20 protein-coding genes are annotated in these 23,751 nt (G+C 59.4%); 19 read left to right on the top strand and 1 reads right to left on the bottom strand.

The genetic code is table 11. The features are described 5' to 3' along the window. Positions 1-6 precede the first annotated feature (6 nt). The 13 genes from alaS (at position 7) to holA (ending at position 15,845) form a co-directional block, all read left to right on the top strand. Positions 7-2,679, top strand: coding sequence for an alanine--tRNA ligase (gene alaS / locus O6929_03840; GenBank protein ID MCZ6479528.1), 2,673 nt, complete (start codon positions 7-9; stop codon positions 2,677-2,679). A 22-nt stretch (positions 2,680-2,701) separates the two neighbouring features. Continuing rightward, the gene (locus O6929_03845; protein MCZ6479529.1) at positions 2,702-3,376 is read left to right on the top strand and encodes a phosphatidylserine decarboxylase; all 675 of its coding nucleotides are present in this window, start codon (positions 2,702-2,704) and stop codon (positions 3,374-3,376) included. Beyond that, positions 3,373-4,167 carry a CDP-diacylglycerol--serine O-phosphatidyltransferase gene (gene pssA / locus O6929_03850; protein ID MCZ6479530.1) on the top strand — a complete coding sequence of 265 codons (795 nt, stop codon included), beginning with the start codon at positions 3,373-3,375 and terminating at the stop codon, positions 4,165-4,167. Before O6929_03845 ends, pssA begins: the two co-directional genes overlap by 4 nt. A 112-nt stretch (positions 4,168-4,279) precedes the next feature. After that, positions 4,280-5,824 carry a 2-isopropylmalate synthase gene (locus tag O6929_03855; protein ID MCZ6479531.1) on the top strand — a complete coding sequence of 515 codons (1,545 nt, stop codon included), beginning with the start codon at positions 4,280-4,282 and terminating at the stop codon, positions 5,822-5,824. 344 nt (positions 5,825-6,168) lie between these two features. Beyond that, positions 6,169-7,572, top strand: a complete 1,404-nt coding sequence (gene leuC, locus O6929_03860; GenBank protein ID MCZ6479532.1) for a 3-isopropylmalate dehydratase large subunit — start codon at positions 6,169-6,171, stop codon at positions 7,570-7,572. Then, positions 7,569-8,165 (top strand): 3-isopropylmalate dehydratase small subunit, encoded by a 597-nt coding sequence (locus O6929_03865; protein MCZ6479533.1) that lies wholly within the window; start codon positions 7,569-7,571, stop codon positions 8,163-8,165. The genes leuC and O6929_03865 overlap by 4 nt, the downstream gene beginning before the upstream one ends. Before the next feature lie 137 nt (positions 8,166-8,302). Next, entirely contained in the window at positions 8,303-9,349 is a 1,047-nt protein-coding gene (locus O6929_03870; protein ID MCZ6479534.1) for an aspartate-semialdehyde dehydrogenase, read from the top strand. Beyond that, positions 9,331-10,065: a tRNA pseudouridine(38-40) synthase TruA gene (gene truA, locus O6929_03875; protein ID MCZ6479535.1), complete on the top strand. Its 735-nt coding sequence runs from the start codon at positions 9,331-9,333 to the stop codon at positions 10,063-10,065. Before O6929_03870 ends, truA begins: the two co-directional genes overlap by 19 nt. A 15-nt stretch (positions 10,066-10,080) precedes the next feature. Then, complete coding sequence (locus O6929_03880; GenBank protein ID MCZ6479536.1) at positions 10,081-10,350, top strand: hypothetical protein; 270 nt, start codon at positions 10,081-10,083, stop codon at positions 10,348-10,350. A gap of 112 nt (positions 10,351-10,462) precedes the next feature. Beyond that, positions 10,463-11,461, top strand: a complete 999-nt coding sequence (locus O6929_03885) for a zinc-dependent alcohol dehydrogenase family protein (protein ID MCZ6479537.1) — start codon at positions 10,463-10,465, stop codon at positions 11,459-11,461. Between the two features lie 176 nt (positions 11,462-11,637). Then, positions 11,638-14,220: a leucine--tRNA ligase gene (gene leuS / locus O6929_03890; GenBank protein MCZ6479538.1), complete on the top strand. Its 2,583-nt coding sequence runs from the start codon at positions 11,638-11,640 to the stop codon at positions 14,218-14,220. Between the two features lie 104 nt (positions 14,221-14,324). Then, on the top strand, positions 14,325-14,834 hold the full coding sequence (gene lptE / locus O6929_03895) for an LPS assembly lipoprotein LptE (protein MCZ6479539.1): 510 nt from the start codon (positions 14,325-14,327) through the stop codon (positions 14,832-14,834). Between the two features lie 57 nt (positions 14,835-14,891). Next, positions 14,892-15,845 (top strand): DNA polymerase III subunit delta, encoded by a 954-nt coding sequence (holA, locus tag O6929_03900; protein MCZ6479540.1) that lies wholly within the window; start codon positions 14,892-14,894, stop codon positions 15,843-15,845. An 8-nt stretch (positions 15,846-15,853) separates the two neighbouring features. On the opposite strand, the gene rpsT is transcribed toward holA, so the two are convergent. Next, positions 15,854-16,126 carry a 30S ribosomal protein S20 gene (gene rpsT / locus O6929_03905; GenBank protein MCZ6479541.1) on the bottom strand — a complete coding sequence of 91 codons (273 nt, stop codon included), beginning with the start codon at positions 16,124-16,126 and terminating at the stop codon, positions 15,854-15,856. Between the two features lie 55 nt (positions 16,127-16,181). Between rpsT and murJ the strand changes: the two genes are divergently transcribed. From murJ to O6929_03935, 6 genes are all read left to right on the top strand, one after another. Beyond that, positions 16,182-17,765 (top strand): murein biosynthesis integral membrane protein MurJ, encoded by a 1,584-nt coding sequence (gene murJ / locus O6929_03910; GenBank protein MCZ6479542.1) that lies wholly within the window; start codon positions 16,182-16,184, stop codon positions 17,763-17,765. 161 nt (positions 17,766-17,926) lie between these two features. Next, the gene (locus O6929_03915) at positions 17,927-19,693 is read left to right on the top strand and encodes a thiamine pyrophosphate-dependent enzyme (protein MCZ6479543.1); all 1,767 of its coding nucleotides are present in this window, start codon (positions 17,927-17,929) and stop codon (positions 19,691-19,693) included. 67 nt (positions 19,694-19,760) lie between these two features. Further along, positions 19,761-21,494 carry a biosynthetic-type acetolactate synthase large subunit gene (gene ilvB, locus O6929_03920; protein MCZ6479544.1) on the top strand — a complete coding sequence of 578 codons (1,734 nt, stop codon included), beginning with the start codon at positions 19,761-19,763 and terminating at the stop codon, positions 21,492-21,494. Positions 21,495-21,596: 102 nt separating this feature from the next. Then, positions 21,597-22,169 (top strand): acetolactate synthase small subunit, encoded by a 573-nt coding sequence (gene ilvN, locus O6929_03925; protein MCZ6479545.1) that lies wholly within the window; start codon positions 21,597-21,599, stop codon positions 22,167-22,169. 20 nt (positions 22,170-22,189) lie between these two features. Continuing rightward, on the top strand, positions 22,190-23,191 hold the full coding sequence (gene ilvC / locus O6929_03930; protein MCZ6479546.1) for a ketol-acid reductoisomerase: 1,002 nt from the start codon (positions 22,190-22,192) through the stop codon (positions 23,189-23,191). 118 nt (positions 23,192-23,309) lie between these two features. Further along, positions 23,310-23,750 (top strand): hypothetical protein, encoded by a 441-nt coding sequence (locus O6929_03935; protein ID MCZ6479547.1) that lies wholly within the window; start codon positions 23,310-23,312, stop codon positions 23,748-23,750. The last annotated feature ends 1 nt before the right edge of the window (position 23,751 follow it).

Consider the following 23,751-nt stretch of genomic DNA (forward strand, 5'->3'; position numbering starts at 1 on the left):
CCAGTGATGCGAAAACTGAGTGGACCGGAGGTTCGACAATCCTTCCTTGACTACTTCGCCTCGCGGGGGCATGCCATTGTTCCGAGCTCGTCCTTGGTTCCGAGGGAGGATCCCACGCTTCTCTTTACGAATGCTGGAATGGTCCAGTTCAAGGATTGCTTCCTCGGCCTGGACCAGCGGGGCTACAACCGGGCTGCCTCGTGCCAGAAGTGCGTCCGGGCCGGCGGGAAACATAATGATCTGGAAAACGTCGGGAGGACGGCACGGCACCACACCTTCTTTGAAATGCTCGGCAATTTCTCCTTTGGCGACTACTTCAAGGAAGAGGCTATCGCGTATGCCTGGGAGTGGATGACGGTAGATCTCGGTCTCCCCCCTGAACGGCTGTGGGCGACGATTTACAAGGAGGACGATGAAGCGTGTGAGTTGTGGCAGAAGCTAGCCGGCCTTCCCGCGGACCGGATTGTCCGCCTCGGTGAGAAGGACAACTTCTGGGCCATGGGCGACACAGGTCCCTGCGGACCGTGCTCAGAGATCGTCATCGATCAGGGACCGGAAGTGGGGTGCGGTCGCCCGACCTGCGACATCGAGTGTGACTGCGATCGGTACCTGGAGCTGTGGAACCTGGTCTTCATGCAGTTTAACCGAGATGCCAGTGGGACCCTGACCCCCTTGCCGAAGCCGAGTATCGATACCGGGGCAGGCCTGGAGCGAATCACGGCCGTCGTCCAGGGCGTACACAGCAATTTCGACACCGATCTCTTGCGTCCGCTTGTCACCGCCGTGGAGGAGCTTAGCGGGCGGGCGTACGGCGCTAGGGAGCGAGACGATGTCTCCATGCGGGTTATTGCCGATCATGCTCGGGCGGCCACATTCCTGGTGAGTGATGGGGTGTTACCCAGCAACGAGGGGCGGGGGTACGTCCTGAGGCGCATTGTCCGACGGGCCCTGCGGCACGGGAAGCTCTTAGGTCTTGAGGGACCGTTCCTGGCGCAGATGACGGGGCGTGTGGTTGATCATATGAAGGAACAGTACCCGGAGCTTCAGGCGAGTCGAGACCGCGTGGCACGCGAGACGCTTGCCGAAGAAGAACGCTTTGGCCACACCCTGCGCATGGCCATCCCGCGACTGGAAGAGGAAATCGCACAAGCGAAGCAGTCCGACGCTCAGATCCCAGCGGACAAATTATTCAAGTTGTATGACACGTATGGACTGCCACTCGATCTCATGGAGGAACTTGCCCAGGAACAGAGACTTACGCTCGATCGGGCGAATTTTGAAGCAATCATGCAACGTCACCGAGAAATAGCAAAGGCCAGTGCTGTGGCCATGTTCAAAGGGACTGAAGTCTCGCCCGTCTTGCAGGAGCTGGCGACCTCCCGCTCGACTCCCTTCGTCGGGTATGACCAGACCGAGGTTGAGGCCGAGGTAACCGCCATCGTGAAGGCGGGGCAGAGTGCCGAAGCAGTCCAAGAAGGGGAGGAAGCAGCGATCATCCTGGACCGTACCCCCTTTTATGCCGAGGCGGGGGGGCAGGTAGCAGATGTCGGGACCCTGCAGGGCTCACGGGGCGTGGCCGATGTTCTGGATGTTCAACGGCCCCTTCCTGGGTTGACGGTCCACCGGGTCCTGATCGCACGCGGGTCGATTCGGAAAGGAGACCGGTTACGCGCAGCCATTGATGCGGAACGGCGGGCGCTGGTTCTAAAGAACCACACTGCAACCCACCTGGTTCATGAAGCCCTTCATCGAGTTCTGGGGGATCATGTCCGACAGGAGGGGTCTTTGGTGGCTCCCGACCGTCTTCGGTTCGACTTTCGCCACTATGGACCAACGACGGCTGCGGAGCTTGCCCGCATCGAACGGATGGTGAACGAGCAGCTGTGGCGGAACCTCCCAGTGATGATCGAGGACGGGGTCCCGTACGAGGAAGCGCTAGCCCGAGGGGCCAAGGCCTTTTTTGCCGATAAATATGCAGACCGAGTTCGGACCGTGACGGTACCCGGATTCGGGCTTGAACTCTGCGGGGGAACGCATGTCCAGGCCATTGGCGAGATTGGCCTTTTCAAGATCGCCAGCGAAGGGGGGGTCGCTGCGGGTATCCGGCGTATTGAGGCCAATACCGGTCCGGGAGCCTACGACTACCTCCTGAGGGAGGAAGCTGCCCTTCAGGAATCGGCTGATGCGCTGAAGGCGCGGCCGCTCGAGCTTCCGGAGAAAGTGGATAGGCTAACCCAGCGGGGCGGAGAGCTGGAGCGGGAAATCCAGCGACTTCGAAGCCGGGTTGCAGCCACCGTTGTAGAGGGGTTGCTCAAAAAGGTTGAAGCCGTCGAAGGGCTTCGGGTCGTCCGGGGGCGCGTGGAACATTTCGACCAGAAGGGGCTTCGAGAACTCGTAGACCGAGTCCGGACAAAGCTTGGTTCGGGAGTGGTGGTTCTCGGGACCCTCGCGGATAACAGGGTGGCTTGGGTCGCCGGGATCACACCAGACATCGTGCCGCGAGTCCATGCTGGAAAGCTGGTGCGAGAGATGGCCCGGATGACGGGAGGAGAGGGGGGCGGTCGGGCCGACTTGGCCGAGGCCGGAGGGAAGGATCCGTCGAGGCTCGATCATGCCCTAGGTCAGGTCCCGGAACTCGTGCGCCAGCTGTTGGGTGAGGACGGAGGGAAGGGATCCTGATGCTTGAAATACGGGAGGGCGAGTGGCATACAAGAAACTTCAGGAATCATCGCCTTTGACAGCCGACCGACGGAGGAACAAGTTTCCGGTAGCCTCGGAGGGGTGGCCATTTATCGTGCCCCTTCTGGGAGGTGCTTTCCTCCTTTGGATAACGGGCATCACGGTAGGAAGCCTGTTCCTGGTCCTGCTCGCAGCAGCGGTCGGTTTTTTCTTCCGGGATCCAGAGCGGTTTCCACCTGCGGAGGTCGGGGCGATCCTGGCTCCGGCCGATGGACGGGTCGTCCGGATTGGCCCTTCGATGGACGGGCGGAGGGGGACGGAGGTCAGCATTTTCCTCTCCCTTTTCGATGTCCACATCAACCGTGCCCCGTGCGCCGGCCGGATCGAGGCGGTGCTTCCAAGTGCGGGGACCTTTCGGGTCGCATGGAAGGAAGAAGCCTCCCGGAGAAACGCCCAGACCTTGATCCACCTCAAAGGGGGCCCAAGAGACATATTCGTTCGGCAGGTGGCTGGGATCTTGGCCCGGCAGATCGTCACATGGGTTCAACCCGGGCAAGAAGTTCGGGCAGGCGAGCGTATTGGTATGATTCGCTTTGGATCTCGGGTGGATCTGCTTTTGCCTGAAGGTGTGGGTCCGAGGGTGCAGATCGGGGATCAGGTGAGGGGCGGCGAGAGCGTCATCGGGGTGGTCTCATGAGTCGAGAGGTTCGCCGCGGGGTGTACATCCTGCCCAGCATTTTGACTATCGGGAATCTCTTTTGCGGATTCTACGCGATCATCGCGATCTATAAAGACGATCTTTCCAAAGCAGTGCTGGCCATTATCATTGCCCTCGTGGTGGATTTTCTGGATGGGGCGGTCGCGCGGTTCGCAAAGGCGACCAGCGATTTCGGAATGGAGTTGGATTCGTTGGCCGATCTGGTCTCCTTCGGGGTCGCCCCCGGCATGCTGGCTTATGTCTTTGCCATGCAGCCCTTTGGGCGAATCGGCTGGCTGGCGGCTTTTCTCTTTGCGGCCTGTGGAGCGCTCCGGCTGGCCCGCTTCAACATCCAGACCAAGAAGCTCGACACACGCTACTTCGTTGGCCTTCCGGTCCCCGCAGCGGCAGGGATCGTGGTCTCCAGCGTCCTCTTTCTGGGAGAATCTCCCTCCCTGGTCGTGTTGGAGTACCAAGTGCTTTCGCCGGAGGTGACCTCGGCACTGATGGTCGTGTTGGTGACGGTGACTGCCTTTCTCATGGTCAGCAAGGTCAGGTACCGCTCTCTGAAAGAGATCGACATTTCCCGGCGGCATCCCTTCACGATCCTCATCAGCGTGATCCTGGCCATGCTCGTTATCGCCTCGGAACCGCGGCTCCTGCTCTTTGGCTTTTTCTTCCTGTATGCCCTCTCTGGTTTCTTCAGGTACCTTCCCCTCTGGCGCAAGCGGGTCCCGGTTGACTTGGGTGAAGAGCTCGAGCTTACGCCGGGGGAGCCCCGGTCCCCCTGAGGGAGGGTTCCCCCGGCGTGACAGCACCAATCGCGACGAACAGATGGCATGAATCCTCAGGTTTCGTATGCCCCAATGATGATGTCGTGCAGGCATGGAGAGGAGAAACAGCATGGCGACGCGGATTCTGATCTTTGATACCACATTGCGCGACGGAGAGCAGTCGCCTGGATACAGCATGAATACTCGTGAGAAGCTGGAGCTCGCTCGACAGCTCGCCCGGCTCCGGGTTGATATTATCGAGGCGGGGTTCCCGATCGCTTCCCCGGATGATTTTGAGGCCGTCAGGGTGGTTTCTCAGAATATCCGGGACGGGATTGCCATTGCGGGACTCTGCCGGACCCGAGACCAGGACATCGATCGGGCCTGGGAGGCGCTCCAGTACGCGGAGCGTCCGCGGATCCACACCTTCATCGCTACCTCCGACATCCACATGCGATACAAGCTCAAGATGAGTCGGGAGAAGGTGCTCGAATCGGCGGTCCGGGCTGTCAAGCGGGCGCGGGGCTATACGGATGACGTGGAGTTTTCCTGTGAGGATGCCTGTCGGACCGATCTGGACTTCCTCTGCCGGGTAGTGGAGGCAGCGATCAAGGCGGGGGCCACGACCATCAATATCCCGGATACGGTGGGATATACCATTCCGTGGGAGTATGGTGAGCGGATTCGCCATCTCATGAATCACGTCCCCCAAATCGACCGCGTGATCGTGAGTGTCCACTGCCATGACGACCTCGGCTTGGCCGTCGCCAATTCCCTGGAAGGGGTCAGGCAAGGAGCCCGGCAGATCGAGTGCACCATCAACGGCATCGGGGAGCGGGCCGGAAACGCCTCCCTGGAAGAGACCGTCATGGGGATCAGAACTCGACGGGATATCCTGGATGCGGAGACAGGAGTCCAGACCAACGAGATCTACAAGGCCTCGAAGCTCCTCACCACCATCACCGGCATTCCGGTCCAACCCAATAAGGCCATTGTCGGCGCCAACGCCTTTGCCCACGAAGCGGGAATCCATCAACACGGGATGCTGTCTCACGCGTTGACCTACGAGATCATGACGCCAGAGTCGGTGGGGGTGCCCCAGAGCCGTCTGGTTCTTGGCAAGCACTCGGGACGGCACGCCTTGAGCAAGCGGCTCCAGGATCTGGGCGTGGATCTCGGTGAGGAGGATCTGTCAAAGGCGTTTCAGCGATTTAAGGAGCTCTGCGACAAGAAGAAGGAGGTCTTCGACGACGATTTGTTGGCCATCGTCGAGGAACAAGTGCTGAACCTTCCCGACGTCTATACCCTGGAACATCTGCAGTTCGCCAGTGGAACCAATATGATCCCTACGGCCACGGTCCGCTTACGAAAAGAGGATGAGATCCATCAGGAGTCAGGGTGGGGGGATGGCCCGGTAGATGCGACCTTTAAGGCTATCGACCAGGTCACCGGGCTTCACCCTTCGTTGAAGGACTATGGCATCCGAGCCGTGACTTCGGGCAAGGATGCCTTGGGGGAGGTGGTGGTCTCCATCGAGGTCGACGGACGGACCGTCATCGGCCGAGGAACCTCCACCGATGTCATCGAGGCCAGTGCGAAGGCGTATCTGAACGCCATCAACCGGGCGGTGGGGCGGAAGACGCCTCCCCAGAAAGAGGTGACAGAGGGTGTCTGAAGTGGGCCTTACTGGCTGTTGACGAACCAAAGGGTAATCGCGCCGGTCAACTCTTGGAGCACGGCTCCTGCCCAAAGCCAGGGCTCGAGTAGGTCCCGCGAATCCACAGGAGTAGCTAGCCCGCATTATTCACGAACGGAGTGTCTTCGTGAATAATGCGCCTGCAGGTGCGGGCTCGGCCGCACCGGCAGGTTTCGACAGGCCGCTCCCGCGGCCTCCTCAAGGCTAGCCCTGAGCGACGCTCCGCAAACGCGGGGCGGAGTCGAAGCCCGAAGGGCAGATTCTTTACTTCTATGTGAATAATCCGAGCTAGGGCGCTACAATCTGGGACAAGAGTAGCAACCATGGCTGATACGCTGCTCGAAAAAGTCTGGCAGGCCCACACGGTCCGGACGATGCCTTCGGGTCACACGCAGCTCTTCGTCGGCCTACACCTTATCCACGAGGTAACGAGCCCGCAGGCCTTCCAAATGATACGGGAGGCGGGCTTCAAGGTCCGTTTTCCGGAAAGGACCTTTGCCACGATTGATCACATTGTTCCCACCGCCTCCCAACTGCGCCCTTTCAACGATGTCCTGGCCGAGGATATGACCGTCCACCTCGTCAGGAGCTGTCAGGACTACGGTATTCCGCTCTTCGATCTGGACAGCGGCCGGCAGGGCATCGTCCATGTTATCGGGCCGGAACTGGGTCTGACTCAACCCGGAATAATCATTGCCTGTGGCGATAGCCACACCTCCACCCACGGGGCCCTCGGGGCTCTGGCCTTCGGCATTGGCACGAGTCAGGTACGGGATGTTCTCGCAACGCAGTGCCTGGCGATTGCCAAGCCTAAACTGCGACAGATCCGAGTGGACGGTCAGCTCGCGCGCGGCGTGTACGCCAAGGACGTGATCCTTACGATTATCCAGCGGCTCGGCGTCAAGGGGGGGGTGGGCTATGCCTACGAGTATTCCGGGTCGGCAGTCGAGGCGATGTCATTGGAGGAGCGCCTTACCATCTGCAACATGAGCAGTGAGGCTGGTGCTCGGGTAGGCTACGTGAACCCCGACGAAGCGACGTTCGCATACCTCAAGGGCCGCCCCTTCGCGCCGCAGGGCGAGGCGTATGACCGTGCGGTGGCGTGGTGGAAGAGTATGGCAACAGACCCAGGCGCACCCTTCGATGACATGGTCTGCCTAGACGCCGAATCAATCCAACCCATGGTCACGTGGGGGATCAATCCGGGTCAATCCGTAGGGGTGAATAAGCGCATCCCTCATCCGGCCGACGCGCCCGAGTCGGACCAGGCTTCCTGGACCGAGGCCTTGGCTTTTATGTCCTTCGAGCCCGGGCGGCCAATGATGGGTATCCCCATCGATGTGGCCTTCATTGGCTCTTGCACCAACGCGCGGCTCTCCGACCTGCGGACCGCCGCTGCCGTCGCCCGTGGACGGAAGGTGGCAAAGGGGGTACGCGCCCTGGTGGTGCCGGGTTCTCAGGCCGTAGCCAAGGCAGCCGAGGACGAGGGACTCCACCAGATCTTCCTTGATGCAGGATTCGAGTGGCGCAAGGCCGGCTGTTCCCTGTGCCTGGGTATGAACGAGGATAAGCTGAAAGGCCGGCAGATCTGTGCCTCCTCGAGCAACCGGAACTTCAAGGGGCGCCAGGGGAGCCCGACGGGGCGGACGCTGCTTATGAGCCCGGCTATGGTGGTCGCGGCGGCGATCGCGGGGGAGGTCGCCGATGTGAGGGAGCTACTGAAATGAGCCAGGTTGCTGTTCGGCAGCAGATCGTGGGCCGAGGTATCCCCCTTCCCGGCAACGACATCGACACCGACCGGATCCTTCCTGCCCGGTTCCTGAAAAGCGTGACATTCGAGGGACTCGAGGAGCACGTCTTCGAGGATGATCGCCTCCAGGCACCCGACCACCCCTTCAACCAATCCCGGTACGGCGGAGCTACGGTCCTGCTGGTCGGCCATAACTTCGGCTGCGGCTCATCGCGGGAGCATGCCCCGGAGGCGCTGCGGCGTTGGGGAATCCAGGGGATCGTCGGCCAGGCTTTCGCGGAGATTTTTATCGGGAATTGCACCGCCCTCGGCATCCCCTGTCTCGGGGTGGGTAGGGAGGATCTGGAATGGTTGATGGGGACCGTGGCGCAACATCCGGAGCGGGAGATCATCCTGGACGTCGAGAACCGACAGGTGCGTGCCGGAGAGCGGGTCATCCCCGCGATGATCCCAGACGCCCACCGCAATCAACTCTTGACGGGGACCTGGAACGCCACGCTGGTTCTCCTTGAGGCGGGAGAGGAGATTGAGCGAGTTGCCAAAAGCCTTCCTTACATGATCGGGTACTAAGGTGGTTCAGGGTTCAGAGTTCACGGACTGACCTGGTTCATGGTTCCCGGAAAGTAAAAAGAGGTCTATGCATCAAGACGTGTCTTTCGTGTGAACTGAGAACCGTGAACTGTGAACTACGATGAAATGAGGCAGACATGGCGGGGACCGGATACAGGGTAGCAATTGCGGGAGCAACGGGAGCAGTCGGGCAGACTATGCTCTCGATCTTGGAGGAGCGGGACTTTCCGGTGCGGAGCCTGCGACTCTTGGCGTCCGAGCGTTCGGAGGGGAAGGTCCTCACATTCCGCGGCGAGGAAGTGAAAATCGAAAGGCTGACAGAGCGCGCCTTTCAAGGAGTTGAATTGGCCCTCTTCTCTGCGGGCGCCAGCCGAAGCCAGGCCTTCGCCCCGGCAGGGGTGAGGGCGGGGGCGTTAGTGGTCGACAACAGTTCTGCCTTCCGGATGGACCCGGAAGTCCCCCTGGTCATCCCGGAAGTGAATCCCGAAGCAGCCTTCCAGCACAAGGGTCTTATCGCCAACCCCAACTGTACCACGACCGTCACCGTCATGGCCCTGAAGCCACTCCATGACGCCGCAAAGGTGAAGCGTGTCATTGCCTCGAGCTATCAAGCGGTCTCAGGGGCCGGGACGCAGGCCATTGAGGAGCTGAAACAGCAGGTCCTGGCGTGGGCGAAGGGGGAGCAGGCAGAGGCCAGGGTCTTCCCGCATCCGATTGCGTTTAACCTCATTCCTCAGGTGGATGTCTTTGAACAGAGTGGCTACAGTAGGGAAGAGATGAAACTGGTCCATGAGACCCGAAAGCTCCTCGGGGACATGACGATAAAAATTACTGCTACCACCGTCCGGGTTCCAGTCTGGTATGCGCACTCGGTCTCAGTGACCGCGGAGACTGAGCGGAAGGTGACGGTAGGGGAGGCGCGGGATCTGTTTACGAAGTTCCCGGGACTTCACCTCTGCGACGACCCGCCGAAAGGTCAGTACCCCACACCCCTCATGGTGGTAGGGAAGGACGAGTGTTATGTGGGCCGCGTGCGGGAAGACCTGTCAAGCGAGACGGGCCTGAACTTCTGGGTTGTGGGGGACCAGCTCCGGAAGGGGGCAGCGCTCAACGCCATCCAGATCGCCGAGCTGATCCTGGGGGTGACGAAGCAGGGTGACGGCTCGTGCACAACCTCAAGCTGACCATAGAATACGACGGGACTGCCTATCATGGCTGGCAGGTCCAACCCGGATTGCCGACCATTCAGGGTATCTTGCAGGATACGGCAAAACGCATATCGGGCGAAGAGGTGCACATCACCGGGGCGGGCCGGACCGATGCAGGTGTCCATGCACAGGGGCAGGTGGCGAACTTCCGGACGGGAAAGGAACTCGCCCCCGACAGATGGCAGCTGGCTTTCAACAGCCTGCTCCCGCCCGATATCGTGGTGCGAAGCGTCGAGACAGCTCCTGAAGGCTTTGATGCCCGTCGGTCGGCCGAACAGAAGACCTATCGGTACGCCATCTTGAACGCCTCTCACCCCTCGGCCCTCGACCGGCATTGGCTCCTCCATGTTCCCGACCCGTTGGAGCTGGCCTCGATGGCGGAGGCCGCCGCTTACCTCCTTGGCGAGCATGACTTCTCCGCTTTCCGTGCGGCCGACGGCGACTCTCCCAATCGGGTCCGCCGAGTCTACCACGCCTGCTTTTTTACCGAGGGGAACCGACTCGAGTTTGTGATCACGGGAGACGGCTTCCTGAAACACATGATTCGGATCGTGGTGGGGACGCTCCTTGATGTCGGCAGAGGCAGGCTGGCCCCTGGTGCGTTTCGAGAAATCCTGCAGTCTAAAGACCGGCAACTCGCCGGTAAGACGGCACCTGCCCGCGGCTTATGTCTCATGCAGGTCACCTATTGAGAGAAGGAGACGTCTGTGGCCATCACTGGTAATCCATTGTTCATGGCTCGGGAAATTGGAGACGGCTTTCACTCTCTCACCCCTGGGGCCCTGAAGAGGTACACGCCTGCCGACGTGAAGATCATCAACAACAATCTCCAGCAGGTCCTCCGCGATGCACGGGCAGAGGTGCCTCCGCCAGGCGACGCCGACGCTATCCGAAAGAAAAACCTCCGCATGCAGCGCTTGAATCAGGCCATCATGATGCTCGCCAACTACTGCCGACAACATCGGATTCCCCTGTAAGGATTCGTCTTGCGCCCCTCTCAACGGCGCAGGGTAGTTGCCTCCGCCGATGCATGTGACGTCTCGCAAAACCCCCACGTGAAAGGTGCCCGTGTCAGACGCTGCTCAAGCCATGAAGGCAATGCTTTTGGATCATCCGGCATCGGCGGCGTCCGAGCCGCTTCGGGCTGCGGAGGTGCCAGTGCCTGAACTTGGGGCTGGGCAAGTCCGTCTGCGAGTGACTCACTGTGGCGTCTGTCGGACGGACCTTCACGTTGTGGAGGGAGACCTTCCGCCGGCGAAGGCACCGGTCATTCCAGGGCACCAGATCGTAGGAAGTGTGGAGGCGGTCGGGCCCGGCGCACGCCGGTTTCATCTGGGTGATCGACTTGGAATCGCCTGGCTGAATTGGACCTGTCGTCGGTGTCAGTATTGCCAAGGGGGCCGGGAGAATCTCTGCGAAGCGGCACGCTTCACCGGCTACCAAACCGACGGAGGCTACGCCCAATACGCGGTTGTGGATGAGGTTTTTGCCTTCCCGATTCCGGACACCTTTTCGAACCTGGAGGCCGCGCCCCTCCTCTGTGCTGGCATCATTGGCTTTCGTTCATTGCGGCTGAGCGAGATCAGGCCAGGCGGGCGCGTGGGCCTCTACGGATTTGGAGCCTCGGCCCATATCGTCATCCAGATTGCTCGCCACTGGGGCTGCGATGTGCTGGTCTTTACTCGGGGGGAGGCCCATCAGCGACTCGCCCGGGACCTCGGGGCCAGCTGGGCGGGGAGGGCTGAGGAAACTCCACCCCATTCACTCGATAGCGCCATCCTTTTTGCCCCGGTCGGGACCCTGGTGCCGGAGGTCTTACGCGCCTTGCGCAAAGGGGGTACCCTTGCCATCAACGCCATCCATTTAAGTCCGATCCCCGCACTGGACTACGCACAGCTTTACCACGAGCGCACCATTCGCAGCGTGACCAACTTCACTCGCCAGGACGCTGAAGATCTCTTGCGGCTCGCGGCCGAGGTGCCGGTCCGGACGGAAGTGGAGATTTTTCCGCTTCGGGACGCAAACCGAGCCCTGCAGCGGCTCAAGGCGGCCCAGCTCCGTGGGGCGGCGGTTTTGGAGATTCCCTAGGCGGGCGCATAAGTCGGCACCCTTACGGAGAGGGGGTGCGTGTTTTCTCTCCGGGAGGAATCCGAACAGACAGTAAGCACGCCGTGACCCCAGGGCAGGGACAGGGGCGGCAGTTGCAAGACCAAATCGCGTGTGCTATCTATATACGGATATTTCAAGGAACTACGAGGATCGGGATGGCAAAGCGGTACGATTTCAAGAGCATTGAGGCCAAGTGGCAGCGGATCTGGGAGGAGCGGGACGCTTTCCGGGTCACGGAGGATCCCGGGCAGCCAAAGTACTACTGCCTGGAGATGTATCCGTATCCTTCCGGCAAGATCCACATGGGACACCTTCGAAACTACTCCATCGGAGATGTCGTTGCCCGGTACTTCCGGATGCGAGGTTATAATGTCCTTCACCCGATGGGGTGGGACTCTTTTGGACTGCCAGCGGAGAATGCGGCCATCGAACATGGCCTTCATCCTGCCACGTGGACCTCTGACAATATTGCATACATGCGAGAGCAGCTAAAGCGGATGGGCTTCTCCTATGACTGGGGGCGGGAGATCACGTGCAGTGAGCCCGACTACTACCGGTGGAATCAATGGCTCTTTCTGAAAATGTATGCAAAGGGACTGGCCTACAAGAAACCCGCCTTCCTTAACTGGTGCGAGGAATGTCAAACGGTCCTGGCCAACGAACAGGTGGAGGGGGGACGCTGCTGGCGCGATGAGTCAGAGGTGATTCAGAAAGAGCTCGAGCAGTGGTTCTTTAAGATCACCGCCTATACGGAGGAACTGCTCGAGGGGGTAGATCAGCTCCCCGGATGGCCCGACCGGGTCAAGACGATGCAGCGAAACTGGATCGGCAAGAGCGTCGGCGCCGAGGTGAATTTTCCGCTGCTCAACGGGGAAAGCCCCATCACCATTTTCACGACGCGACAGGATACGCTCTTCGGGGCCACCTTTATGGTATTAGCACCGGAGCATCCCCTGGCCCTGCAGCTCGGAGAGGGCAAAGCGGGCGTTCAGGCCTTCATCAAGCGGATGCGGGCGGAAGATCGGGTAGTCCGAACCGCCGCCGACACGGAAAAGGAGGGGGTTTTCACCGGTGCATATGCCATCAATCCGTTGACCGAAGAGAAAATCCCCATCTGGGTGGCCAATTTCGTCCTCCTTGAGTACGGCACCGGAGCGATTATGGCTGTTCCCGCCCACGACCAGCGTGACTTCGAATTCGCCAAAAAATACCATCTCCCCATCCGAGTCGTGATTCAGCCAGAGGAGGAAGGCCTCGCCGCGGAGGCTTTGGCAAAGGCCTATCAAGATGAAGGGGTGATGGTAAATTCCGGCCCATTTAATAGCCTGCCAAGCCCGGAAGGACGTGAGGCCGTGGTTCGGTTTCTGGAGGAACGGGGAATTGGCAAAGGGGCGGTGAACTATCGGCTGCGCGACTGGGGAATCTCCAGACAGAGGTACTGGGGGACGCCGATTCCAATTATTTACTGCGACCAATGCGGCACCGTCCCGGTCCCGTATGACGACCTTCCGGTGCTGCTCCCGAAAGATGTGGAGATCAGCATGAAGGGTGGTTCTCCGCTTGCGAAAGTCGAGAGTTTCGTGAATGTGCGGTGTCCGACGTGCCGGGGGCCGGCCCGAAGAGAGACCGATACGATGGATACCTTTGTCGATTCATCCTGGTACTTTCTCCGGTTTTGCAATCCGCACGCCCGGGACCGGGCCGTGGATGAGCTGAAGGTAGCCTACTGGATGCCCGTCGACCAATACATCGGGGGTATTGAACACGCCGTCCTTCATCTGCTGTATGCCCGGTTCTTCACCAAGGTGGTCCGGGATCTGGGCTTGATCCCACACAGTGAACCATTTGTGAACCTGCTGACTCAGGGGATGGTCTGCAAGGAAACCTACCGGTGTCCCACGCATGGGTTCCGCTTCCCTCAAGAGATAGACCCGCAGGGTCGCTGTACCGAGTGTGCTCACCCGGTTGAGATCGGCCGGACCGAGAAAATGTCCAAGTCGCGCAAGAACGTGGTGGACCCGGACGACCTCTTAAAGCGGTATGGCGCGGATACGGCCCGTCTCTTTTCCCTCTTTGCCGCACCCCCGGAGAAGGACCTGGAATGGTCCGACAAAGGGGTGGAGGGGGCCTTCCGGTTCCTGAATCGGGTCTATCGGTTGGTCGACGGCTGGGCGGACGAACTGTCCCGTCCGGCGGCGCCTATTTCCTTCAACGATCTCACCGTCGGCCGGGCAGTGCACCAGAAGGCCCACCTGACGATCAAGAAAGTGACCGAAGATCTCGACCGGGATTTTCACTTCAACACGGCCATCGCGGCCCTTATGGAATTGGTTAATGTCCTGGGGCAATTTGAGCTTCGCGGCGATCCCGCGGAGGAGGCGGAACGGCGGTACGTGGCCCGTTTTGCCGTGGAGACCTTGCTCGTGCTCCTGGCCCCATTCGCCCCGCACCTGGCGGAGGAACTCTGGGAGCACCTCGGACACGGCTCGAGTATCTTTGCGGAGTCGTGGCCCGCCTACGATGCCGCGGTGATTGAACGAGAGGAGATTCTGGTGGTGGTCCAGGTGGATGGGAAACTGCGGAGCCGGATTTTCCTCCCCGCGCGTGCGGAGGAGGAAGAGCTCCGCACAGCGGCACTGCAAGACAGCCGGGTCCAGACGTGGCTGCAGGGTAGGCAGGTGAAGCGCGTCGTCGTGGTTCCCAAGAAACTGGTCAACATCGTCACCGCCCGGTCGTAGCCAGCAATTGGCTTTTCGGAAATTATCTGCCAGTGATCAACGTTGAGTAATTGGCTCGCAGCACTTCATTTGAGCTGTGTGCTGAGAGCCAGAGCAGAGATCTGGTGAACAAGAGGGTGGTTTCGATTGGGCTTTTGCTTTTGGCGGCAACGGTGTGCGGATGCGGCTATCGCGGCCAGCTCGGCCTACCAGATGACCTCAAGCGGATCCATCTGGACATCAACAACCCAGGAACCTCTCGTCCCGGAATGGAGGCCGAGGTCAGGCATGCCCTCACCCAAGGCATCCTGAGTGCCGGGGGACAGGTGGTGGCGGAGAAGTCTCAGGCGGACGTCACGATCAAGGGTGCGATCACCTCCCTCAGGGAAAACCCCGTGGCCTTCGATGCCCAGGACATCGCCACACGGTTTCGTACGGTGGTCGTCCTCGACGTCGAGGTGATTCAGCGGAGCGGCAAGGTGGAACTGGCAAAAGAGCAGATCTCGGGAGAGGCGTACTATTCTGCCCCTTCTGGGATCACCGGGACCGAGGTGGCGGCAAATGATGCGATCCGTCGGGCCCTTCGTGATCTTGCCGACAAGGTTGTTACAAGGGTAGCCGAACCTTTATTCTGAGGGACGACACTGTTCGAGCCAATCCTCCAAGCTGTAAGCCGGGGCCAGGTAGCTCCCATCTATCTCCTCTTGGGTGAGGAGATCCTCCTTCGTCAAGAGTTCCTTTCTCGACTCCTGAAAGCCCTCCTCCCTCCAGGAATGGAAGCGCTAAACCTGGAAATCATCTCGGGATATGAGGCAGCCGGGGCAGACGTTACTGCACGGTGCCGAATCGTCCCGGCGTTCTCCCCACGACGGGTCGTCATGCTGAAAGATGCGGACCGCCTCCGCATGGAGGCGTGGAAGGGAATCTTGGCCTATCTCGAAGTCCCATCGCCCACCACCTGCCTCATTTGTATTGCTGACAGGTTAGACCAGCGGAATCCCGCAGTGCAGCAAATAGAGCGAACTGGGAAGATCCTTCGGTTTGCCGCTCCGAAGTCAGAGGAAGAACGTCAACGATGGTGTCAGCGCTGGATAAGGGAGCGGGCCCAACAGCAGGGGAAATCTCTAAGCCTGGAAGCAGAATTACTGCTCTTGAACCTTCAAGGTTCGGATCTTCTGCGCCTGGGTCAGGAGGTGGACAAGCTCTGCATTTTCGTGGGGGAGCGGCGTGATATCAATCTCGAGGCAGTCGAGGCCCTTGTCGGCGAAGGGAGGGTACGGAAGATCTTTGAGCTCACCCGAGCCGTCAGCCGCAGGGATCTGCAAGCAGCTTTGTCCTGCCTTCGGAGGTTGCTAGAAGGGGGGGAAGACCCGCTCGGAATCCTCGGGATGCTCGCGCGTCAAGTTCGCCTGCTCCTGCGGGCCAAGGAACTCATCGTCCAGTCCCGCCCTCCTGCCGAGATCAGCCGGCTGCTGGGGATCCCACGACAGTTTGTTTCAGAGATCCTTGACGGGGCCAGAATCTCATCCCTGCCGCACCTGGAGCAAGGACTTGTCCGCCTTCTGGACCTGGACCGGGTGCTCAAATCCTGGGGGAGAGGCCAATTACTCTATCTGGAATTGGCGATTATCGATTTGTGCGGATGAAGTTGCAATTAGGCAGCGCTTTCAGGGGCCTGTAATCGATGGGCAAGGCGGGATTTGTACCGAGCCGCTGTCCTGGAATGGATTATTCCCTTCGAGGCCGTCTTATCGATAACCACTACCGCCGCTCGGAAGGCAGCCATAGCCGCCTCCCGGTTCCCCGTCTCTATGGCCTGACGGACCTTTTTCATGCTGGTTCGGAGTTGGGTCTTAGCTGCCCGGTTCCGCAGGGTCCGCTTCTTGGCCTGGCGGAGGCGCTTTTCTGCCGATCTAATGCGTGCCATCCATCCCTCCCGAGCCGATGTGAGACTTCGGTTTTTATAGGGGAATACGCCCTCCATGTCAAGCGCTTTTGAAGGGAAAGGCACCTCCCACGACGTGGCTGCTGCCGCCTCGGTGGTCAGTGGTGCAACGCTCGTCAGCCGGGTCCTGGGGTACGTGCGGGATATGTTAATTGCCCATGGGTTCGGGGCCGGTCTCACCGCCGACGCATTCTTTCTGGCCTTTCGTATCCCCAATATGGCCCGAGAGCTCTTGGGGGAGGGGGCCCTCTCTGCCGCCTTCATTCCAGTTTTCACCGAAGCCATCAGCAAGCGAGGACGGCCCTCAGCCTTTCGGCTGGCTGCGACGGCCTTTTGGACGCTGAGTCTGATTCTTGTCGTGATTTGCGCCCTCGGGATCGTCAGTGCCCCGGTCCTTGTCAACCTTATGGCCTTCGGGTGGCGCGTGGACCCTGAAAAACTCGCCCTCACCATCGACCTCACCCGCATGATGTTTCCGTACCTTTTCTTCATCGGGCTCACCGCGCTCATGATGGGGATCTTAAACTCCCTGGGCCACTTTGCCACCCCGGCCTTCTCCCCGGCCCTCCTTAACACTGCCATAATCTTGAGTATCCTCTTCCTGGGGCCGGTCCTCGAGAATCCGGTCTACGCCTTGGCTTATGGGGTGTTAGGGGGAGGGTTTTTGCAACTCCTTTCCCAGTTTCCACCTACCATGCGCCGGGGGGTCATCCTGACTCAAATGGGGGAGTGGAGAGACCCAGCCCTCCTACGGATCGGAAAGCTCATGGCACCCGGCGCTGCCGGGCTCGCTATCACCCAGCTGAATATCTTCATCACGACCCTTTTGGCCACATTCCTCATCCAGGGGTCGGTCTCTTATCTGTACTATGGCTTCCGTCTCATCCACCTTCCCATCGGTATGATCGGGGTGGCCATGGCTACGGCCGTCCTCCCCACCATGGCCGCCGCCGCTGCGCAGCATTCACCAGAAGATGTTATGAAAACACTGGTTTTCGCCCTGCGGGTCAGCCTCTTCCTGACCGTTCCTGCCCTCCTCGGCCTTGCCATCTACCGCCACACCATCATCCGTCTCCTCTTTGAACGAGGCGAATTCACCGGTGCAGCGACGGCCGCTACCGCCCAGGTCCTGCTGGGATACTCCCTCGGCCTCTGCTTTTTTGTCGCCAATCGGATTCTTGCCCGGGCGTTTTATGCTTTTCAGGACACGGTAACCCCTGTCAAAGTGGGAGCTATCGCCGTGGCCAGTAACATTGTCTTCAGCTTGCTCCTCATGTATCCCCTTCAGGCGGCGGGGCTCGCCGTTGCGACTTCGCTTGCCTCGGTGGTCAATTTCTCCGGTTTGATGCTCTTTCTGAGAAGGCACCTCGGGACATTCCCGAGGCATGTCCTTGTTAAGTCCTTGCAAAAGACGGGTTTCGCGGGTCTCTGCATGGCCGGCACCTTAATCGCCCTCCAAGGCCTGCTGCCACCCATGGAGGGACAGGGGGTTTTCTTGGAACTTACCCGCTTCGTGGGGGAATTTGGGCTGGGAACGGCGGTCTTTTTGGGGGTTGCGACGTTGCTGGGCTGTGATGAGGTTCGGGTCCTCCGGGGGCGTTTTCAAAGGCGCTCGGGGTAAAACAGATTTTTATTGACAGGGGAGGGGCAAGAGAGCTAATTTATTCGCTACTTTTCGTCTGGTCCGTCGCTCCCTCTTGGCCTCTAGAAGTGTCGACTTTGCTTTTTGTATGGACGCACGGAACGTAACGTAAAATTTACTCTCTTAGTGAGGGGAGAACTATGAGTATTGCAGCAGGAAGTCCCGGCCTGGAGAAGGGTGTCGGAAACTTTGCTCTGATCGACACCTTGCGTCAATGGGGAATCCACCATTACTCTGGGGTTAATGGGGGGGGGATCATCCACGTTACGAAGTATTTAGAACCGCTCACCGATCCGTCGCAGATCACGGATGGCGTTCCTCGGTTTCTCACCATGAGCGAATATGCGTCTGGCTTTATGCCCTTGGGCTATTACCTCGCCTCTGGGCGAATCGCCTGCTCGATTACCACGACGGGTGCGGCGACGAAACTCGGCTCCAGCGGAATCACCGACGCCAAACTGCACAACATCCCTTCCGTATTCATCATCGCCCTGAATTCCATCGGCTCGATCGGGAATGCCCCCTTACAGGATGTGTCGCAATACGGCATGAATATTGTCTCACAACTGCAAGCTGAATTAGGGGATGGCTGCATCGTCATCGACAATATTAACCGACTCGAACGGGACCTCGACAAGGCCCAGCAAATCCTTCACGATTGGCGACCCGTGGCGTTCGCGTTCCATCCGGACATCCTGTCGAAAGACATTGAGCTACATGTTCCAAAAAGGGAGCGTCCGCGTACCCTCAACAGTCAAGACGTGGAGGCCTTTCTCGACCAGTTCCCGCCGATGGCGAAGGGACGCCGGGTGATCATTTACGTCGGTGAAGAGGCCGCCTCCTGTCCGAACATAGAGGAGCTTTCGACAGAGTTGTCTGAACTCCTGCACGCTCCCACCATCTGGTCTATCAATGGTGCAAACGCCGTCTCCCCGAAAAACCCGTATAGTTACGGGTACGTTCTGTTCGGGGGCAATGACAAGGCGATGGAGCTCTGGCGGAGCATTAATCAAGACGATATCGTGATCACCCTCGGATTCTGCCCGGGTGAATACTCGATCAATCTGGAGAGCATCCGCGCGAAATGTACGTGGCACTTCGGCGCATACCCGTATGGCTACGGCCAGGTGAACGGTGGTTTTGGACACCGGTGCCTGGGAGACTACAAGCAAGTCCGTGGCGATATCGGACTGGCGCTCGAAGCGGTCATGCCACGGCTGAAGGCCATGGGCGTCGGGAAGGACAGACCGAAGGTCGAACGGCTCGACAATCTCAACTTCCGGGAGATCTGGCGGGACGTCCCGAAGGACTGTGTAGACTTCATGGCCTTCTACGAGGAGCTGCCAAAACATTGGCAACCACACAGTATCGGGTTCGATGACGTCTGCGTCTCGTACAAGGATCGGCAGTATGTCACCCAGCGGCCCCACCCGAATATCAAGTTCTGGACGGCGCACCACGGCTCGGCCATGGGCGGTGCATTCGGTATGGGTGTTGGGGCCAAGCTGGCCGATCCCAGTCTCCACACCTTTATGTTCTGTGGGGATGGCTGTTGGCGACTCTTTGGCGGTTGCTTGGCAGACGCGGCAAACCTGGACCTCCGCTTGTTCATCATCAACAACGGGACATACGGGATTATCGATAAGGGGCTGGAAGTCATCATCCCAACCGTTGAGAAACCCCGCTACCACTCGAAGCTGCCGAGTATCGATTTTCCGGCGGCGGCGAAGGCCCACGGCTGGGAGGGTTTCTACTTGAAGCCGGATCTCAGTAACCTCAAGGAGATTATGGATGCCTGCTATACTCCGTCGGGCAGGTCCATTCTGGTTGATGTCCCGGTGGATACCGAGCAAGTGGTCGGCTTGAACGCCCGGCTCCTGAACCTTACGGCACAAGCCTATCTGTAGCACGTTGCTGGTTAGCGGGGTGGGTCTGGGCCCATGACCCGGAGGCTGACCATAGGGGGGGATGGCGATGGAGAAGATGACGGGGTCGGAGATCCTGATGAAGTCCCTCGTGGAGGAGGGGGTGACCACGATCTTTGGTCACCCCGGTGGGGCTATCCTCCACGCCTACGACGTCCTCATTGACTACCCCATCAAGCACGTCCTGTGTCGCCACGAGCAGGTGGCAACCCATGCCGCCGAGGGGTACTACAAGACCACGGGAAAGCCGGGAACGGTCATGGTCACCTCGGGTCCCGGGGCAACCAATTGTGTGACCGCGATCACCGATGCCCTGATGGACTCAATGGCGATTGTGGTTCTGACCGGGCAGGTCCCTACGGCCGTTATGGGCTGTGATGCCTTCCAAGAAGCGGATGTGGTGGGGACCACCAGGGCATGTACCAAACACAACTTCTTGGCCCAGAGAGCCGAAGATATTCCTCGCATCATCAAAGAAGCGTATTACATCGCTCGCTCCGGCCGTCCCGGTCCTGTCCTCGTGGATCTGCCGAAGGATGCCCTTATGGGACACGGCACATTTCAGGGATACCCCAAAGACGTGTCCATCCGAGGCTATAACCCACAGCTCTATGGGCACCCGAGCCAGATCAAGAAGGCGGTCGAGTTGATTGCCCAGGCCAAGCGGCCGGTGATCTACGGGGGAGGAGGTATTATCCACTCGGACGCGTCCGAGGAATTACACGAGATGATAGACATCACCCAGATCCCCACCACCTTGACCCTGATGGGGCTCGGGGCTCTCCCCACCAACCACCCGCTCTGGCTGGGGATGCTGGGGATGCACGGGACCTACTGGGCTAATATGTGCATGGTCCACTGCGATTTGATGATCGCCATTGGATCCCGCTTCGATGACCGGATTACGGGTAAGGTTTCCGAGTTCGGGAAGCAGTGCAAGATCATCCATGTGGATATTGATCCAACATCGATTCGGAAGAACGTCAACGTGGACGTCCCTGTTGTCGGCGATGTGAAGTGCGTCCTGCGCGAACTCAACAAAAAGCTCCGCAACGTGAGACGGAACTGGGCGAAGGACTTCGAGGAGTGGTACGCAGAAATTGAGGCTTGCAAAATACAGCATCCCCTCCGCTACGAACAGAGAGAAGGGGTCATCAAGCCCCAGTACGCCATCGATATGATCCTTCGCCTGACGGAGGAATATGATCCGATCGTCTCCACCGGCGTGGGCCAGCATCAGATGTGGGCAGCCCAGGTTTACCGGGGCCGTATGCCCCGCCGCTGGCTCACCTCGGGAGGTTTGGGGACGATGGGATACGGCTTTCCCGCCGCTCTGGGGGCACAGGCGGCTTTCCCCGACAGCCTGGTGGTCAACATCGACGGAGACGGCAGCTTCCAGATGACCATGCAGGACCTCTGTACCCTCCTCGAATATGAACTGCCAGTCAAGACATTCATCATCAACAACAAATACCTGGGGATGGTGCGCCAGTGGCAGCAGCTGTTTTACGGCCAGCGTTACTCACAAGTAAACATCGACCACCAGCCCGATTTTGTGAAGCTTGCAGAGGCTTTCGGCATCACCGGGATCAGGATCGAACGGCCGGAGGAAGTGAAGGCGGGCATCGAGAAGGCTATTAGCACTCCGGGTCCTGTCGTGGTCGATGTGGTGGTCGATCGAGAGGAAAACTGTTTTCCCATGATCCCCGCGGGGGCTGCGATCAAGGACATCATCGATGTCGGGGAACCGATTCCCGACAAGCTGTTCCAGGGCTGGCGCTGAGGAAGCACCCGTTCGCCATCCGTCGTTGATGCTCCACAGAGTGGCACGTTCCAGGGAAGGGATAAGCAAGGGGCGGCAAAGGGCTTTAGTGAGGAACGAAGGATGAAAGGACAAACCCCTTCGCGGCGGCACATCTTGACCGTTCTGGTGGAAAATCGTATCGGTGTCCTGGCCAGAATCGCCGGGCTGATCGCGGCCAAAGGCTATAACATCGATAGTGTCTCCGTCGGGGAGACGATGGACAACTCGACATCCCGGGTCACCCTTGTGGTCCACGGGGATGACTGGGTGATGGAGCAGGTGGTTAAACAACTCAATCGGCTGATCGATGTGATCAAGGTGGTGGATCTCTTTGAAGAGGACTTCGTCGAGCGAGAAATGATCCTGATTCGGGTGAACGCCGAGTCTACCTACCGGGCCGAGATTCTGCGGATCGCGGATATCTTCCGGGCTAAGATCGTAGATGTCACCCACCGGACCTATACCCTGGAGGCCAGCGGAGACGAAGACAAGATTCGGGCTCTTCTGGAACTCTTACGTCCCTTTGGGATCCAGGAGTTTGTGCGAACCGGCCGCATCGCCATCGCGCGGGCGAGCAAGACCTCTCCCCGGAAACTGGAGCGGGTGGCGGGAAACGCCGGGGAAGTCGGGAAATCCACTGCCGCTACGAAGTAAGGGAAAGCGAGGGAACCCAAATGGCCAGACTCTATTACGATAAAGATGCGGACCTTGGGCTCTTAAAGGGAAAGACGATTGCCGTCATTGGTTACGGGAGTCAGGGACACGCCCATGCCCTGAACCTAAAGGATGCGGGCTTGGGTGTGGTGGTAGGGCTCTACAAAGGCTCAAGATCGTGGGATAAGGCCGTCGCGGACGGGCTGAAGGTCGCGCCGGTCGACGAGGCAACATCTGGGGCCCAGGTCGTCATGATGCTTATCCCGGATCAGCATCAGCGACATGTGTATACCGAGTCGATCCAGCAGGGACTCACCGCTGGCAAGACGCTGATGTTCGCCCACGGTTTCAATATCCATTTCCATCAAGTGGTACCACCAAAGGATGTAGACGTCTCGATGGTGGCCCCCAAGGCGCCGGGTCACATCATGCGGCAGATCTATACGGAAGGATCCGGGGTCCCAGCCCTTTTGGCCATATACCAGGATACGTCGGGGAAAGCCCAGGAGACGGCTTTGGCCTACGCCAAGGGGGTTGGATGTACGCGGGCCGGGGTCTTGGAGACCACCTTCAGAGAGGAGACCGAGACAGACCTATTCGGGGAACAGGCCGTCCTGTGCGGCGGCCTCTCGGCCTTGATCAAAGCCGGGTATGAGACGCTGGTCGAGGCGGGGTACCAGCCAGAAGTTGCCTATTTCGAGTGCCTCCACGAGGTCAAGCTGATCGTGGATCTGTTTTACCAGGGGGGCCTCGCCTACATGCGCTATTCCGTAAGTGATACTGCCGAGTACGGAGATTACTCTCGGGGCCCCCGGGTTATCAACGAGGCAGTCCGGGCGGAGATGAAAAAGATCCTGCAAGAGGTTCAGGATGGGAGCTTTGCCCGGGAATGGATCCTAGAGAATCAAGCAGGCCGTCCCAGCTTTCTGGCCCTCCGGAAGAAAGATGCCGAGCACCCGATCGAAGAAATCGGGAAAGAACTGCGGTCCATGATGCCGTGGATCAAGGGAAGACCCAAATAGCCTGCTGCGTGTCGACCCATTATTACTCAAGGATGCCTCCGGAGGCCCGGAGGCATTCTCATTTTGCAGCTGCTTTCGAGGATAACGGAAAGGCTGGATTCACACTCATTTCTCCTCTATGCTAAAAGCCGTGCGAATCCGCGAGACGGAAGACCGGGGGCACCGCCCAGATGCGTGTGTGCATCCTTGGCGCCTAGGGATGGAGGGGCAAGGCAGGACTCGTGTCCTGCTCTTCCTTCTCTTCGTGGCTGCTCTGGTTTACGTGGGGAACCAGGTTGCCGGCGCTTATGTCAATTATCTGGCGCTCCGTGATACGGTTCAAGTGGTGGTGCGTGACATTGCATTGCGCCCCAGCCTGGGGGTGGAGGAGGGGACAGAGCGGATCCTGGCAAAGGCCCGCGAGTTGGAGCTGTCCATTTCGGAACGGCAGGTGGATGTGACGGACGACGGGGAGACCGTCTTCGCTCGTGTCAGATGGGAAGAACCAGTTGGTGTGGGTGACTACACGATCCCTTTCCCTTTCGAGATCGAGGAATCGTATCTTCTCGTTAAACGATAAA

This window comes from Candidatus Methylomirabilota bacterium, assembly GCA_027293415.1.
Classification (GTDB): Bacteria; Methylomirabilota; Methylomirabilia; order Methylomirabilales; family CSP1-5; genus CSP1-5.